The 15,418-nt window shown below is 45.3% G+C and carries 12 protein-coding genes and 2 tRNA genes; all 14 read right to left on the minus strand.

The window, feature by feature from the left end:
• Positions 1–72: 72 nt before the first annotated feature.
• Positions 73–990: a lipoprotein NlpI gene (nlpI, locus tag R8O10_RS07045; protein WP_318191249.1), complete on the minus strand. Its 918-nt coding sequence runs from the start codon at positions 988–990 to the stop codon at positions 73–75.
• Positions 991–1,168: 178 nt separating this feature from the next.
• Complete coding sequence (gene pnp / locus R8O10_RS07050; RefSeq protein ID WP_054574827.1) at positions 1,169–3,304, minus strand: polyribonucleotide nucleotidyltransferase; 2,136 nt, start codon at positions 3,302–3,304, stop codon at positions 1,169–1,171.
• Positions 3,305–3,596: 292 nt separating this feature from the next.
• Entirely contained in the window at positions 3,597–3,866 is a 270-nt protein-coding gene (gene rpsO, locus R8O10_RS07055) for a 30S ribosomal protein S15 (RefSeq protein ID WP_005380094.1), read from the minus strand.
• 141 nt (positions 3,867–4,007) lie between these two features.
• Entirely contained in the window at positions 4,008–4,961 is a 954-nt protein-coding gene (gene truB / locus R8O10_RS07060; RefSeq protein ID WP_017820421.1) for a tRNA pseudouridine(55) synthase TruB, read from the minus strand.
• Positions 4,961–5,356: a 30S ribosome-binding factor RbfA gene (gene rbfA / locus R8O10_RS07065; RefSeq protein ID WP_005380087.1), complete on the minus strand. Its 396-nt coding sequence runs from the start codon at positions 5,354–5,356 to the stop codon at positions 4,961–4,963. Before rbfA ends, truB begins: the two co-directional genes overlap by 1 nt.
• Positions 5,357–5,470: 114 nt before the next feature.
• Positions 5,471–8,182, minus strand: coding sequence for a translation initiation factor IF-2 (infB, locus tag R8O10_RS07070; protein ID WP_005380086.1), 2,712 nt, complete (start codon positions 8,180–8,182; stop codon positions 5,471–5,473).
• 22 nt (positions 8,183–8,204) lie between these two features.
• On the minus strand, positions 8,205–9,692 hold the full coding sequence (gene nusA / locus R8O10_RS07075) for a transcription termination factor NusA (RefSeq protein WP_005380084.1): 1,488 nt from the start codon (positions 9,690–9,692) through the stop codon (positions 8,205–8,207).
• 36 nt (positions 9,693–9,728) lie between these two features.
• Complete coding sequence (rimP, locus tag R8O10_RS07080) at positions 9,729–10,184, minus strand: ribosome maturation factor RimP (RefSeq protein WP_005386424.1); 456 nt, start codon at positions 10,182–10,184, stop codon at positions 9,729–9,731.
• Between the two features lie 225 nt (positions 10,185–10,409).
• Positions 10,410–10,486, minus strand: a tRNA-Met gene (locus R8O10_RS07085).
• Between the two features lie 56 nt (positions 10,487–10,542).
• Positions 10,543–10,626: transfer RNA gene (locus R8O10_RS07090), tRNA-Leu, on the minus strand.
• A gap of 16 nt (positions 10,627–10,642) precedes the next feature.
• The gene (gene secG / locus R8O10_RS07095; RefSeq protein WP_005380080.1) at positions 10,643–10,981 is read right to left on the minus strand and encodes a preprotein translocase subunit SecG; all 339 of its coding nucleotides are present in this window, start codon (positions 10,979–10,981) and stop codon (positions 10,643–10,645) included.
• A gap of 220 nt (positions 10,982–11,201) precedes the next feature.
• Positions 11,202–12,542, minus strand: coding sequence for a phosphoglucosamine mutase (gene glmM, locus R8O10_RS07100; RefSeq protein WP_005388992.1), 1,341 nt, complete (start codon positions 12,540–12,542; stop codon positions 11,202–11,204).
• Between the two features lie 19 nt (positions 12,543–12,561).
• Positions 12,562–13,392: a dihydropteroate synthase gene (gene folP, locus R8O10_RS07105; RefSeq protein WP_017820419.1), complete on the minus strand. Its 831-nt coding sequence runs from the start codon at positions 13,390–13,392 to the stop codon at positions 12,562–12,564.
• Positions 13,393–13,444: 52 nt separating this feature from the next.
• Positions 13,445–15,418, minus strand: coding sequence for an ATP-dependent zinc metalloprotease FtsH (ftsH, locus tag R8O10_RS07110; RefSeq protein ID WP_017635895.1), 1,974 nt, complete (start codon positions 15,416–15,418; stop codon positions 13,445–13,447).

A 15,418-nucleotide genomic window follows, 5' to 3' on the forward strand; every position in this document is an offset into this window, starting at 1 on the left:
TTAAAATACAAAACGCCCGATGAAGTACATCGAGCGTTTTAGTTAAAAAGTGTCAACCCATATCAGGACGGGTCAAATTTCCTGCTTCTTAGCAGCCTTTAGCTTGGCCAATCTGTCTTGCTGTAATTGATCGTAGATTTGCGCCAATTCCAAGAAAGAGTAGCGATGCTCAACATAATCGTAAACGTTGAACGAAATCGCGAGCTTATAAAGTGAGATGGCACTTGCGATATCACCTTCAAGCTGATTACGCTTTCCAAGGTAGAAATACGTTTCCGTCAATCGTTCAGCTAGGCGATAGTTCTCTCTCGTTCCATCCATAATTGCTTTAAGCGCGTCTTCGTCCGAGACGTCTCGTAGCATGATGGCAACAAGAACCCATCCCCACTCTTCACTACGATCTCGTAAATAACGCTGTTGAAGATTGGCTTTTGCTTGCTCTGGATTTTGCTCAGCTTCGATGATGTACAGCCATAATGAACGAAAAGGATCCGTTGGGATTTCTTGATAGTGCTTGGTCATATCTTCTAAAGCGAGATCGATTCGGCCACCATAATACAGTGCAATCGCACGGTTGCGCTCAGCATAGGTATTATCAGGAGCCAACTCTATGGTCGAGTCAAACGCTTCATATGCCGCATCAAACTCTCCTACTTGGGTAAAGTATACTCCCAAAAGATTGAAGATGTCCGGCTGAGCAGGATTCAACTGCAAAGACTGGTTAAAGTCCAAACGGGCAAGATCACGCAAACCAACGCTGTCGTAGTAGCTACCGCGCTCATAATGCATTTTAGCGCGCACTTCATCACTAAGGTCGGGACGTTGTAGCAACTGCGAGAGACGCGCGATTTGTACTTCTTGTTGAACACTAGGCTGAAGTGGCACCGCCATCGGTGGATATAACCACTTTTGTGCTGATTGTTGAGAAGTATTTGCACAACCGGTCAGCGCGATAGCAACACATAAAATTGCGGTTTGAAACCATTTCACTAATTGATACTCCTGTTTGGACCGCTCAAGATTTGTTTCTCTTAATGCAATATAGGCGATAACCTCGTTTGAGGTTAATACATCGAAACAAACCAAAAAAGGGGAGCGAAAATGCTCCCCTTTTATAACATGCTTTCAGGCCCTTAATCTAATAAAAGGCTGAAAGTCTCATTTTGTCTTACTCGTCTTTAGCAGCCGGTGCTTCAGCAGCAGCTTCTTCAGCTGGCTTTTCTACCGCTTCTTTCATGCTTAGACGTACACGGCCTTGGCGGTCGATTTCAAGAACTTTAACTTGAACTTCTTGACCTTCAGCTAGGTAGTCAGACACTTTCTCTACGCGTTTTTCTGCGATTTGAGAAATGTGTACAAGACCATCTTTGCCTGGAAGAACCGTTACGAATGCACCGAAGTCTGCTAGACGTGCAACTTTACCTGTGTAGATACGGCCCACTTCAACTTCAGCAGTGATCTCTTCGATACGGCGGATAGCTTCTTTCGCAGCAGTGCCTTCAGTTGCCGCAATCTTGATAGTACCGTCGTCTTCGATTTCGATAGTTGTACCAGTCTCTTCAGTTAGAGCACGGATAACTGCACCACCTTTACCGATAACGTCTTTGATCTTCTCAGCGCTGATCTTCATCGTGTGAATACGCGGAGCAAATTCAGAGATGTCTTCACGAGCACCAGAGATTGCTTCATCCATTACAGATAGGATGTGCTTACGTGCGCCTTGAGCTTGGTTAAGCGCAATTTGCATGATTTCTTTAGTGATGCCTTCGATCTTGATGTCCATTTGAAGTGCAGTGATACCAGTGTTAGTACCTGCTACTTTAAAGTCCATGTCACCTAGGTGGTCTTCATCGCCAAGGATGTCAGAAAGTACAACGAAATCGTCACCTTCTTTAACAAGACCCATTGCAATACCAGCAACAGATGCTTTGATTGGTACACCTGCGTCCATAAGCGCAAGAGAAGTACCACATACTGAAGCCATTGAAGATGAACCGTTAGATTCAGTGATTTCCGATACAACACGTACTGTGTATGGGAACTCATCAACAGAAGGCATTACTGCAGCAATACCACGCTTCGCCAGTTTACCGTGGCCGATTTCACGACGCTTAGGAGAACCTACAAAACCAGTTTCACCTACACAGTATGGAGGGAAGTTGTAGTGCAGTAGGAAGTGATCTTTACGCTCACCAGTTAGCTCATCGATGATTTGAGCATCACGCTGAGTACCTAGCGTTGCCGTAACGATCGCCTGAGTTTCACCACGAGTGAATAGCGCGCTACCGTGAGTACGAGGAAGAACACCAGTACGTACATCTAGTGCACGAACCATGTCTTTTTCACGGCCATCGATACGAGGGTTACCTGCAATAATACGGCTACGTACTACTGTCTTCTCTAGATCATGGAAGATAGTGTGGATTTCTTTTGTATCTGCTTCAGGATCTTCAGCAAGAAGAACTTCATTTACTTCCGCAGCGATCTCATGGATGCGGTCGTAACGAGCCATTTTCTCAGTAATTTGGTAGGCTTCAACAAGTTTAGCTTCTGCTAGATCAGCAATCTTATTTTTAAGCGCTGTGTTCTCTTCAGGAGCAACCCAATCCCAAGCAGGAGTTGCAACTTCTGCTTTGAATTCGTTGATAGCTTTAATAGCAACTTGTTGTTGGTCATGACCATAAACAACCGCCGCTAGCATTTCTTCTTCAGTTAGGTTGTCCGCTTCTGACTCAACCATCAATACTGCTGACTCTGTACCTGCAACAACAAGGTCAAGCTTAGAAGTTTCTAGTTCAGTTTGGCTAGGGTTAAGTACAAGCTGACCATCGATATGACCAACACGCGCCGCACCGATAGGGCCGTTGAATGGAATGCCAGAGATAGCAAGAGCAGCAGAAGTACCGATCATTGTAACGATATCTGGCTGAACATCTGGGTTTACAGACATTACTGTCGCGATAACCTGAACTTCGTTTTTAAACGCGTCTGGGAATAGCGGACGGATTGGACGGTCGATTAGACGAGCTGTTAGCGTTTCGCCTTCAGAAGGACGACCTTCACGTTTGAAGAAGCCGCCTGGGATTTTACCCGCAGCGTAAGTACGCTCTTGGTAGTTAACCGTTAGTGGGAAGAAGTCTTGACCTGCAACGGCTTCTTTTTTACCTACAACAGATACGAATACAGACGTATCATCCATTGTGACCATAACTGCTGCTGTAGCTTGACGTGCAATAACGCCAGTTTCTAAAGTAACTGTGTGGTTACCGTACTGGAACGTTTTAACAACTGGTTTTTCGAACATTGTTATTCCTTGTTTCTAATCTTCCTTTAGTGCTTAAAGAAATCTTAGATGTGTTAATTGACACTCAAGGCATTACGAATCGCGACTAGTAAAAAGAAACTCGGAAGTTCCTTTTGAATAGTCGCGACCTTTTGGTCGACGTGGTTGACTGTAATGCTATGAGCTTTTGAGAAAACCTCTTACAAGGTTTAGCCGCCAGTATTATAACGGCATAAGTCTAATTTGGCTAAATTTAGGCAACAAAAAAGGGGCATAAAGCCCCTTTTTAGACAAACTGCTATGCAGTCGCTGATTAGCGACGTAGGCCTAGACGTTTGATTAGGTCTTGGTAGCGAGCTAGGTTTTTACCTTTTAGGTAATCTAGAAGCTTACGACGACGAGAAACCATGCGTAGAAGACCACGACGGCTGTGGTGATCGCCTTTGTGCGCTTTGAAGTGACCTTGTAGGTGGTTGATAGAAGCTGTAAGTAGAGCTACTTGAACTTCTGGTGAACCAGTGTCGCCTTCGCCTTGTGCGTATTCTGCAACGATTGCTGCTTTAGTTTCTGCATTCAGAGACATAATTCTCTCCTAATAAGAGTAGGTTTAAAGTTGTAGCAGCCAATCTCTGATTCAGCCGCTACGCGAAGCGCGGATTATAGGGAAATTTCCTATCTCGTGCAATATAAAAATACCGACACTCAGGTCGGTATTTTCAATCATTTACTTGGATGCAACGTCATCTCGGAACACGACCAATCGCTTAGGAGCGATTTTGCCATCTTCGTTCATTTCGCCAACGCCAATAAACAAGCGTTCTTCACCCATAGTAAGGCGAAGTGAGCCCTCTGTCGGAGCACCAAATACTTGAACGGGCTGCCCATGTTGGACCATATCCGCCAGTTCAGGCACCAAGTTGACTTCTGGTAAGTCTTCTACCGCTGTATCCATTGGCAAAAGCAGTGGGTCCAGTAGTTCTCGAGGCGCTCGTTCCTCGCGGTGAGCTTGCTCTAGCAACTCATTTAGTTGCTCAAGTGTTACCATATTCTCGTAAGGGTATTTAGCAACACCAGTACGACGAAGCATAGTTACGTGCGCACCACAACCTAACATTTCGCCCAGATCATCAACGATAGTACGAATATAGGTACCTTTAGAGCAGTGCACTTCCATCTCTACTTCATCGCCTTCAAAACGGTGAAGAACAATCTCATATACCGTGATCTTACGAGATTCACGCGGAACTTCGATGCCTTTACGAGCGTATTCATACAAGGGTTTACCTTGATACTTCAACGCAGAGAACATGGAAGGCACTTGATCAGATTCACCACGGAACTGATCGATGCACGCTTCTAGCTTGTCTAACGTAACATCGACTGGACGCGTCTCTACAACTTCACCATCCGAGTCAGACGTATTGGTACGTTCACCCAGCTTTGCGATCACACGGTAGCGTTTATCAGAATCAAGAAGAAACTGAGAAAATTTTGTCGCTTCACCCAAGCAAATTGGCAGCATGCCTGTCGCTAATGGGTCCAAGGCTCCAGTGTGGCCTGCTTTCTCAGCAAAGTAGATTCGCTTTACTTTTTGCAGTGCATCATTGGAAGAGATACCTGTTGGTTTGTCCAACAGTATAACGCCATTAATTGGACGACCTTTACGACGACGAGCCATTATTCTTCGTCCTCACGACCAGAATCTTTTTGCTTTTGTTTGTCTGAACTAACGACTTCAGACACTAGGTTAGACATACGCATACCTTCAACCAGCGTATTGTCATAGTGGAAGCGGATTTCTGGCGTTAAACGTAGACGAATACGCTTACCTAACATCATGCGAATGTGCACTTCGTGCTCACGTAGCGCTGCTAGACATGATTCAGGTGTTTGCTCACCCACACACAGGAAGGTCACAAATACTTTTGCGTAAGCTAGGTCACGAGAGACTTCTACGTCTGAGATCGTCACCATGCCAAGGCGAGAGTCACGAACTTCACGTTGAAGGATCATCGCTAGTTCTTTTTGCAGCTGCTGTGCAACGCGCTGCGTGCGGCTAAATTCTTTTGACATATCTTTACTCTTATATAGAAAGAATGGGGGGTTGGTCAAAGCCAGCCCCCCATGGTGTATTCAACAACCAATTACTACTTATCTTTCAAAGACAATATTAGTAATTTTAGTCAATTAGTCTAGAGTACGTTTAATTTCAACGATTTCGAAGACTTCGATTTGGTCACCAACGCGAACATCATTGTAGTTCTTAACGCCGATACCACATTCGTAGCCATTCTTAACTTCTTGAACGTCATCTTTGAAACGACGTAGTGACTCTAGTTCACCTTCGTAAATAACAACGTTATCACGTAGTACACGGATTGGGTTGTTACGCTTGATCACACCTTCTGTAACCATACAACCAGCGATAGCGCCCAGTTTCGGTGACTTAAACACGTCACGAACTTCAGCAAGACCAATGATCTCTTGCTTGAATTCTGGAGCAAGCATACCGCCCATTGCTTGTTTCACTTCATCAATCAATTGGTAAATGATTGAGTAGTAACGTAAGTCAACAGCTGCGGCTTCAACAGCACGGCGAGCAGAAGCATCTGCACGAACGTTAAAGCCAAGGATGATTGCGTTTGAAGCTTCCGCTAGTACTACGTCAGTTTCCGTAATACCACCTACACCAGAACCAACGATGTTCACTTTAACTTCGTCAGTAGATAGCTTAACTAGTGAGTCAGCGATTGCTTCTACAGAACCTTGAACGTCTGCTTTAAGTACAACGTTAAGTTCAGCAACTTCACCAGCAGTCATGTTAGAGAACATGTTCTCTAGTTTAGATTTCTGCTGACGAGCAAGTTTCACTTCACGGAACTTACCAGCACGGTAGTTAGCTACTTCACGCGCTTTACGCTCGTCACGAACTACTGTTGCTTCATCACCTGAAGATGGTACACCTGAAAGACCTAGGATCTCTACAGGGATAGATGGGCCAGCCGAAGTAATTTCTTTACCTAGCTCATCACGCATTGCACGAACACGGCCGTATTCTTGACCACAAAGAACGATGTCGCCTTTGTTTAGTGTACCTGATTGAACAAGTACTGTTGCAACTGGACCACGACCTTTATCTAGGCGAGATTCAACAACAACACCAGATGCCATGCCCTCAGCTACAGCTGTAAGTTCAAGAACTTCAGACTGAAGAAGGATTGCTTCTAGAAGACCATCGATGTTTGTACCCTGTTTAGCAGAGATGTGAACGAACATGTTCTCACCGCCCCACTCTTCAGGAATAACGTCGTATTGAGCAAGCTCGTTCTTAACGTTATCTGGGTTCGCGTCTTCTTTATCGATCTTGTTCACAGCAACAATTAGAGGAACGCCTGCCGCTTTCGCGTGCTGAATCGCTTCTACTGTTTGTGGCATTACGCCATCGTCTGCTGCAACTACAAGAACAACGATATCTGTTGCTTGAGCACCACGAGCACGCATTGCAGTAAACGCTGCGTGTCCAGGAGTATCAAGGAACGTGATCATGCCGTTGTCTGTTTCAACGTGGTACGCACCAATGTGCTGAGTAATACCACCCGCTTCGCCAGAAGCAACGTGTGTGCGACGGATGTAGTCAAGTGTTGACGTTTTACCGTGGTCAACGTGACCCATGATAGTAACAACTGGAGCACGTGGAACTGCTTCCGCGTTAGTGTCACGGTCAGATAGTACCGCTTCTTCCAGTTCGTTCTCTTTACGAAGAACTACTTTATGGCCCATTTCTTCAGCAACAAGTTGTGCTGTTTCTTGGTCGATCACTTGGTTGATAGTCGCCATAGCGCCCATCTTCATCATTACTTTGATAACTTCTGTCGCTTTAACCGACATCTTGTTAGCAAGTTCTGATAGAACGATCGTTTCGCCAATTACAACGTCTTGCTTAGCAACCGTTGCTGACTTATCAAACCCGTGCTGCATTGAAGTCGGCTTAGCAAGTTTGCCCTTACGACCTCTACCGCCACGTTGGTTGTTACGGCCACCGCGAGCTTGGTCGTCTTTACCCGAAGCTGCTTTTTTCTTCTTACGACGACCGCCTTCTACTTTGCGATCTGCTTCATCTTCGGCTTCACGTGCGTATTGTGAAGTCGTTACATGGTAATCTGTATCTTCCATATCACCCTTTTTCTCTTCTGCAGCAGACCAACGCTCTTTATTCTTTTCAGCCAATTCGCGAGCTTCTTCAAGCTTGCGCTGACTTTCCTCTTCAGCCTTACGCTTAGCTTCTTCTTCCTGACGACGTTTAAGCTCGTCGGCCTCTTTTCGCGCTGCTTCTTGCTTAATTTTCTCTTCAGCATCACGCTTTGCTTTTTCTTCAGCATTACGTTGTGCATTCGTATCTACGTCTCGCTTCGCTTTTTCTTCAGCTTCACGTTTCGCTTTTTCTTCCGCTTCACGTTTTGCAGCTTCTTCAGCTTCACGTTTTGCAGCTTCTTCAGCTTCACGTTTTGCAGCTTCTTCTGCTGCACGTTTTGCTGCTTCTTCTGCTTCACGTTGTGCTGCTTCTTCAGCTTCACGTTTCGCTTCATCTTCAATTGTGCTGCGCTTCACGTATGTACGTTTTTTGCGCACCTCAACCTGAACATTCTTACTCTTACCACCACCCGCGTTCACACTAAGTGTACTACGAGTTTTACGCTGAAGCGTAAGGCGAGTCGGCTCTGAATCACCTGATTTATCACCGTGTTCTTTCTTTAAATGAGAGAGAAGCTTCTGCTTCTCTTCATCAGTAACATTGTCAGAGCTCGCCTTTTTAATGCCAGCGTCAGCAAGTTGTTCAATCAAGCGGTCGACTGGCGTACCAATCTCATCACTCAGTGCTTTAACTGTTAATTGTGTCATGCCGCTTCCTCCTTGCCGAAAATTATGCTTCTTCGCCGAACCAACAGATGTTACGTGCGGCCATAATTAGCTCACCTGCACGTTCCTCGGTCAGGCCTTCGATACCTTCTAAATCGTCAATACCTTGGTCAGCAAGATCTTCCAGTGTCGCTACACCTTTCGCTGCCAATTTAAATGCCATCTCACGCTCAAGACCTTCAAGTGCAAGTAGGTCCTCAGCTGGTTCTAGACCTTCAAAAGACTCTTCTTGTGCTAGTGCGATCGTCGTTAGTGCATCTTTTGCACGTCCACGAAGCTCTTCGATTAGTTCTTCATTCAAACCATCGATTTCTAGTAGCTCGTTAACTGGCACGTATGCGATTTCTTCTAGCGTTGAGAAACCTTCTTCAACAAGAAGTTGAGCGAAGTCTTCTTCAATATCTAGGTACTTCATGAAGTTTTCAATAGATGCTTGTGATTCTTCAGCGTGTTTCTTCTGAAGATCAGCAACTGTCATAACATTCAGTTCCCAACCGGTTAGTTGAGATGCTAGACGCACGTTTTGACCGTTACGACCAATAGCTTGCGCTAGGTTGTCAGCTTCAACTGCGATGTCCATTGAGTGTGCATCCTCATCAACGATGATAGAAGCAACATCAGCTGGCGCCATTGCGTTAATAACGAATTGAGCTGGGTTATCATCCCAAAGAACGATATCGATACGCTCACCACCAAGTTCGCCAGAAACAGCTTGTACACGTGCACCACGCATACCAACACACGCACCTACAGGGTCGATACGTTTGTCATTTGTTTTGACAGCGATCTTAGCGCGAGAACCAGGATCACGTGCTGCGCCTTTCAGCTCGATAATATCTTCTGCGATTTCAGGCACTTCAACACGGAACAGTTCTGCCAACATTTCTGGCTTAGAACGAGTGATGAACAATTGGAAACCACGTGCTTCAGGCGCGACTTTGTAAAGAAGGCCACGTACGCGGTCGCCTGGACGGAAGTTTTCACGAGGAAGTTGGTCATCACGCAGGATTACCGCTTCAGCGTTATTACCAAGATCAAGCACGATTGTGTCACGGTTTACTTTTTTCACGACACCAGTGATTAGATCACCTTCATTGTCGATGAACTGTTCAACGATTTGTGCGCGCTCAGCTTCACGAACTTTTTGTACGATAACTTGCTTAGCAGTTTGAGTCGTAATACGGTCAAACGTTACTGATTCGATTTCGTCTTCTACGTAGTCGCCAAGCTCGATTGAATCATCTTCGTATTGCGCTGCTTCTAGTGAGATCTCTTTTGTAGGGTTCTCAACGTCATCAACAACTAACCAACGGCGGTAAGTTACAAACTCACCGGTTTTACGGTCAATGGCAACACGTACGTCGATTTCGATTTCGTATTTCTTCTTTGTAGAAGTTGCTAGAGCAATCTCAAGAGCCTCAAAGATACGCTCACGAGGTACCGCTTTTTCGTTCGATACCGCTTCTGCTACCGCTAAAATTTCTTTACTCATTGTATTTAGCCTCTAAGCTTAAACTTTTTTAGGGAACTAAAATTTAGGGATCAGGTTAGCTTTGGAAATGTTACTTAGAGCAAACTCTTCTTGCTGACCGTCTACAGTAATTGTCACTGTTTCGCCATCAACACCGTGGATAATACCTTTCCACTTACGACGGTTTGCTACAGCCATTTTCAATACGATGCTGACCTCGTGACCAATAAATTGCTCGTAATGTGCTGCTTTAAAAAGTGGTCTTTCTAAACCTGGAGAAGACACTTCTAGGCTGTAAGCAACAGAAATTGGATCTTCAACGTCTAAAACTGCACTAACTTGGTGGCTAACTTCTGCACAGTCGTCTACGTTAATACCATTTTCATGGTCAATGTAGATACGTAACGTTGAGTGCGCGCCTGCACGAATGAATTCTAATCCAACTAACTCATAACCTGATGCCGCTACTGGCGCGTCAAGCATTTCAGTAAGTTGTCTTTCTAAACCAGTCATTTAACCACTCCAGAAACAAAAAAAGGGCTCAGAGCCCAATCAAAAAACCAAGCAGTATCTGAGCTATTTCAAAAAGCTCAGATAACAAAAAACCCCGATAGTCGGGGTTTTATGCTGCTGGACCCTGATACGTTAAGAATAGCCAACAATTGCTTTTCTTAACTCGTAGTGTGGTTAGCACTACGCAAACTTGCCAATCTACGATTTCCTTTTAAAGAAAGAGATTGGTTGCGGGGGCCGGATTTGAACCGACGACCTTCGGGTTATGAGCCCGACGAGCTACCAAGCTGCTCCACCCCGCGTCCGACTTGCTGAGCATTATACTCGCAAACAAGTGATTTACAAGTTTGTAAATACATGGTGCCGAGAGAGGGACTCGAACCCTCACACCTAAGGCACTAGCACCTCATGCTAGCGTGTCTACCAATTTCACCATCTCGGCATCAAAACCTTACAGCTTATTGAGGAATTTCATCACCCGCAGGGGCAGGAACTTCACTCGCTGCGTCCTTAACTTGTTCAACAACTGGTTGACCTAACGTTGGGTCTACCCATTGTGATTCAGTCTGGTGCGTAGACATACGACCAAGTAACAAGCTAACGATAAAGAATACGGTTGCTAAAATAGCAGTTGTTCGGGTTAAGAAATTACCTGAGCCGCCAGCACCAAACACTGTGTTTGAAGCACCAGCACCGAACGAGGCTCCCATATCTGCGCCTTTACCTTGTTGAATCAACACAAGGCCAATCACACCAAGCGCTGCCAACAGGTAAATCACAAGTAGAACTGAAAACATTTTTTCCACCTATGTTCCAAATTGTTGAGCCAGCGCCGTTCAAAAGAACAAATCATAATGAACAAGGCTAGCGACCTCCTAACGGGAGGCGGAGCAATACTAGCGAAAGCCAGTAACGCTGACAAGGGAAAATTAGTAAAAAATCAATGCCAATGCGTTAAGCGCTCAAAAAAAGGGCAAAAGATGCCCTTTTCATTCAAGACATGCTTTAACGCAATGATTAACAACTTGCTTTAACAGCCTCAGCGATTTTCAATGCTGAGTGTTGAACTAGTTCACCATCTTCGCCTTCCACCATAACGCGGATCAAAGGCTCAGTGCCAGACTTACGCAGCAGTACACGCCCTTTATCACCAAGTGTCGCCTCTACTTCAGCGACAGCGTTTAATACAGCTGTAGCTTCAAGAGGGTTACTTTCTCCTGAGAAACGGACATTTTCTAAAACCTGAGGATATAATGTCATTCCTTGCGATAGTTCATATAAAGACATATCGCTGCCAATTACAGAAGCAAGTACTTGAAGTGCAGCAACAATCGCATCGCCGGTTGTGACTTTATCTAATAAGATCACATGGCCTGAGTTTTCAGCACCAATTTTCCAACCTTTTTCTAGCAGTTGCTCCATGACATAACGGTCACCAACAGCAGCACGTACAAACGGAATGCCTAGCTGCTTTAAACCATTTTCCATACCCAAGTTAGTCATTAGTGTACCAACAACACCACCCTTTAGCTCACCACGACGAAGTGCATCACGAGCGATGATATAAGCAATTTGGTCACCATCAACTTTGTTACCTAGGTGGTCGACCATAATGATGCGGTCACCATCACCATCAAATGCGAGACCAAGATGCGCTTGCTCTTCAACAACACGCTGTTGAAGAGCTCGTACGTCTGTTGCGCCCACTTTTTCATTAATGTTGATGCCGTTAGGCTCTACGCCCATAGCGATAACTTCTGCCCCAAGTTCTTTGAAAACATTTGGAGCGATGTGGTACGTTGCACCGTGCGCACAGTCTACTACGATCTTAAAGTTCGCAAGGCTCAACTCAGATGGGAAAGTACTCTTACAGAATTCGATGTAACGACCAGCTGCATCATTTAGGCGGGTTGCTTTACCAAGCTCAGCAGACTCCACACATTCAATTTCTTTATCTAACTCAGCTTCGATCGCCAATTCGATATCGTCAGGTAGCTTAGTACCCTCAGAAGAAAAGAATTTAATGCCGTTGTCGTAATATGGGTTATGTGATGCAGAAATCACAATACCAGCCTCGGCACGGAAAGTCTGAGTTAAATATGCCACAGCTGGAGTTGGCATGGGACCAGTAAATGTTGCTTTAAGTCCCGCAGCTGCAAGGCCAGCCTCTAGTGCAGATTCAAGCATATAACCTGAAATACGTGTATCTTTACCTATGATAACTTTCTTTGTGCCTTGTTTCGCTAGTACACGACCAGCAGCCCAGCCAAGCTTAAGTACGAAGTCTGGAGTGATTGGGTATTGTCCTACTTTACCGCGCACACCGTCAGTACCAAAGTAACGTCTTTCATTCGACATAAACTTTCCTTTATTATTTTTAAATATTGTTTTTCGTCATCTCAACAACTTTCATCGCTTCGATTGTCTCTTCAAAGTCATGCACGCGAATGATCTGCGCGCCTTTCATCGCGGCAATCGTAGCACAAACGACACTTGCGTTCGTACACTCTGCCGCTGGCTTGTCTAACAGTTTGAAGATCATGGATTTACGAGACATGCCAGCCAAAATAGGCAGGCCGAATTCATGAAACTTTTCAAGATGAGCAAGCATATGATAATTGTGTTCGATTGTTTTGCCAAAGCCAAACCCAGGATCGAGAATCAGTTGAGATTTATCAATCCCTGCTGCTTCACACGCCGCGATACGCTCTTCTAGAAAAGCCGACACGTCCCCCATTAAATCATCATAATGAGGGTCAACTTGCATGGTCCTAGGCTGACCTTTCATATGCATCAGACAAATTGGAAGGTTTGCTTCTGCTGCGACTTCCAGAGCACCTGGCTCTTGCAGCGAGCGGATGTCATTGATCAAATCAGCCCCAGCATCAATTGCTTGACGCATCACTTCTGCTTTACTGGTGTCAACGGAAATCCACACATCATACTTTTCACGAATGGCTTTGATTACTGGGACAACACGCCTAAGCTCTTCTTCCAAAGACACATCCGGTGCACCAGGTCTTGTCGATTCACCACCAACATCAACAATACTTACACCAGCCTTTATCATTTTATCAACTTGAGCAAGAGCAAGTTCAATTGAGTTGTATTTACCGCCATCCGAAAAGGAATCCGGTGTCACATTTAGAATGGCCATGACATGTGGACGCGAAAGGTCCAAAGATTTGTTATTTGCTGTAATCATCATCATAAACACAAAAACCCCGAGATAACTCGGGGTTTAATATTATCGATACTCTTTATTCAGAGTCTTTCTTTTCAGGCGCTTCGTTAGAAGTTGTTTCAGAAGAGCTAGGCTGTTCTGCATCTTTCGCAGTCTCCGTTGCTTCTTCTTTAACTTCTTGCTTTGCTTGAGGCTTGTCGCTGTCTTCTGGTTTGCTTGCTGAGTTATCACTCCAGCCCGCAGGCTCACGAATTTCAGCTTTGCGCTCCATTAAGTCATCAATCTGGCGAGCATCAATGGTTTCATACTTCATCAGCGCATCTTTCATCGCATGCATGATATCCATGTTCTCTTGAAGAATCTTCTTCGCACGATCGTAGTTGCGGTCAATGATCTGACGAACTTCGTCATCAATCAACTTCGCTGTATCGTCAGACACATGTTTAGTCTGAGTTACACTACGTCCTAAGAACACTTCGCCTTCATCTTCTGCATACAGCAGAGGGCCAAGCTTTTCAGAGAAACCCCATTGAGTAACCATCTTACGAGCAATATCTGTTGCGCGCTCGATATCATTAGAAGCACCGGTTGATACTTTGTCAGCACCGTAGATAAGTTCTTCTGCTAAACGACCACCGTACAAGCTAGAAATCATTGATTCTAGGTGTTGGCGAGACATACTCACGCGGTCCTGCTCTGGAAGGTACATTGTTACACCCAACGCACGACCACGTGGAATGATAGACACTTTGTACACTGGATCGTGTTCAGGAACCAAGCGACCAACAATCGCGTGACCCGCTTCGTGGTATGCGGTTGACTCTTTAACTTCCTCAGACATCACCATTGAACGGCGCTCAGCACCCATCATGATTTTGTCTTTCGCCAGTTCAAACTCAACCATAGAAACGTTGCGCTTGTTACCGCGCGCAGCAAACAGGGCTGCTTCGTTAACTAAGTTTGCTAGGTCAGCACCAGAGAAGCCTGGAGTACCACGCGCGATGAGAGAAGGCTCTACATCACCCGCTAGAGGGACCTTACGCATGTGAACTTTTAGGATCTGTTCACGGCCACGTACATCTGGAAGACCAACTACCACTTGGCGGTCAAAACGACCAGGACGCAGTAACGCAGGGTCCAACACATCAGGACGGTTAGTCGCAGCGATAACGATAATACCTTCGTTACCTTCGAAACCATCCATCTCAACGAGCATTTGGTTTAGTGTTTGTTCACGTTCATCATGACCACCACCAACACCTGCGCCACGTTGACGACCTACCGCATCGATCTCATCGATAAAGATGATACAAGGTGCGGCTTTCTTTGCTTGTTCAAACATGTCACGCACACGAGATGCACCAACACCAACGAACATTTCTACGAAATCAGAACCAGAGATAGTAAAGAATGGTACTTTCGCCTCACCGGCAATGGCTTTCGCTAGAAGCGTTTTACCCGTACCAGGAGGACCAACCATTAGAACACCCGTTGGAATCTTACCGCCCAGTTTTTGGAAGCGGCTTGGATCGCGTAGGTAGTCCACCAGCTCTTTCACGTCTTCTTTTGCTTCGTCACAACCAGCAACGTCAGCAAAAGTTGTCTTGATTTGTTCTTCGCTCATCATTCGAGCTTTGCTCTTACCAAAAGACATGGCGCCTTTACCACCGCCGCCTTGCATTTGACGCATGAAGAAAATCCATACACCAATTAGTAAGATCATTGGGAACCAAGAGATGAAGATAGTACCAAGCAAGCTTTGCTCTTCTGGAGGCGTGCCTTGTACTTTCACGTTTTGGTTAATTAGGTCATCTAGAAGCTTTTGGTCATACACTGGCATGTAAGTGACCATTTTGGCACCGCCGCCACGACGAACAAAGCTAATTTCACCGTCTTTAAAAGTTGCTTCTTGAATCTGGCCTTGGCCAACTTCCTGTACAAACGTGGTGTAATCCACGGTTCTGCCATTGCTTTCTCCAGGGCCAAAGCTCTGGAATACCGACATCAATACGACGGCGATAACAAGCCACAGAATTAAATTTTTTGCCAT

Origin of the sequence: Vibrio sp. 1727, from assembly GCF_033344415.1 — a bacterium.
GTDB lineage: Bacteria > Pseudomonadota > Gammaproteobacteria > Enterobacterales > Vibrionaceae > Vibrio > Vibrio alginolyticus.

Bases quoted from the DNA above. Each gene is read 5' to 3' on its own strand.
- ftsH (WP_017635895.1), bottom strand. From the start codon at position 15,418: ATGGCAAAAAATTTAATTCTGTGGCTTGTTATCGCCGTCGTATTGATG.
- truB (WP_017820421.1), bottom strand. From the start codon at position 4,961: ATGGCTCGTCGTCGTAAAGGTCGTCCAATTAATGGCGTTATACTGTTG.
- rimP (WP_005386424.1), bottom strand. From the start codon at position 10,184: ATGACTGGTTTAGAAAGACAACTTACTGAAATGCTTGACGCGCCAGTA.
- rbfA (WP_005380087.1), bottom strand. From the start codon at position 5,356: ATGTCAAAAGAATTTAGCCGCACGCAGCGCGTTGCACAGCAGCTGCAA.
- infB (WP_005380086.1), bottom strand. From the start codon at position 8,182: ATGACACAATTAACAGTTAAAGCACTGAGTGATGAGATTGGTACGCCA.
- secG (WP_005380080.1), bottom strand. From the start codon at position 10,981: ATGTTTTCAGTTCTACTTGTGATTTACCTGTTGGCAGCGCTTGGTGTG.
- rpsO (WP_005380094.1), bottom strand. From the start codon at position 3,866: ATGTCTCTGAATGCAGAAACTAAAGCAGCAATCGTTGCAGAATACGCA.
- pnp (WP_054574827.1), bottom strand. From the start codon at position 3,304: ATGTTCGAAAAACCAGTTGTTAAAACGTTCCAGTACGGTAACCACACA.
- folP (WP_017820419.1), bottom strand. From the start codon at position 13,392: ATGATGATTACAGCAAATAACAAATCTTTGGACCTTTCGCGTCCACAT.
- nusA (WP_005380084.1), bottom strand. From the start codon at position 9,692: ATGAGTAAAGAAATTTTAGCGGTAGCAGAAGCGGTATCGAACGAAAAA.
- glmM (WP_005388992.1), bottom strand. From the start codon at position 12,542: ATGTCGAATGAAAGACGTTACTTTGGTACTGACGGTGTGCGCGGTAAA.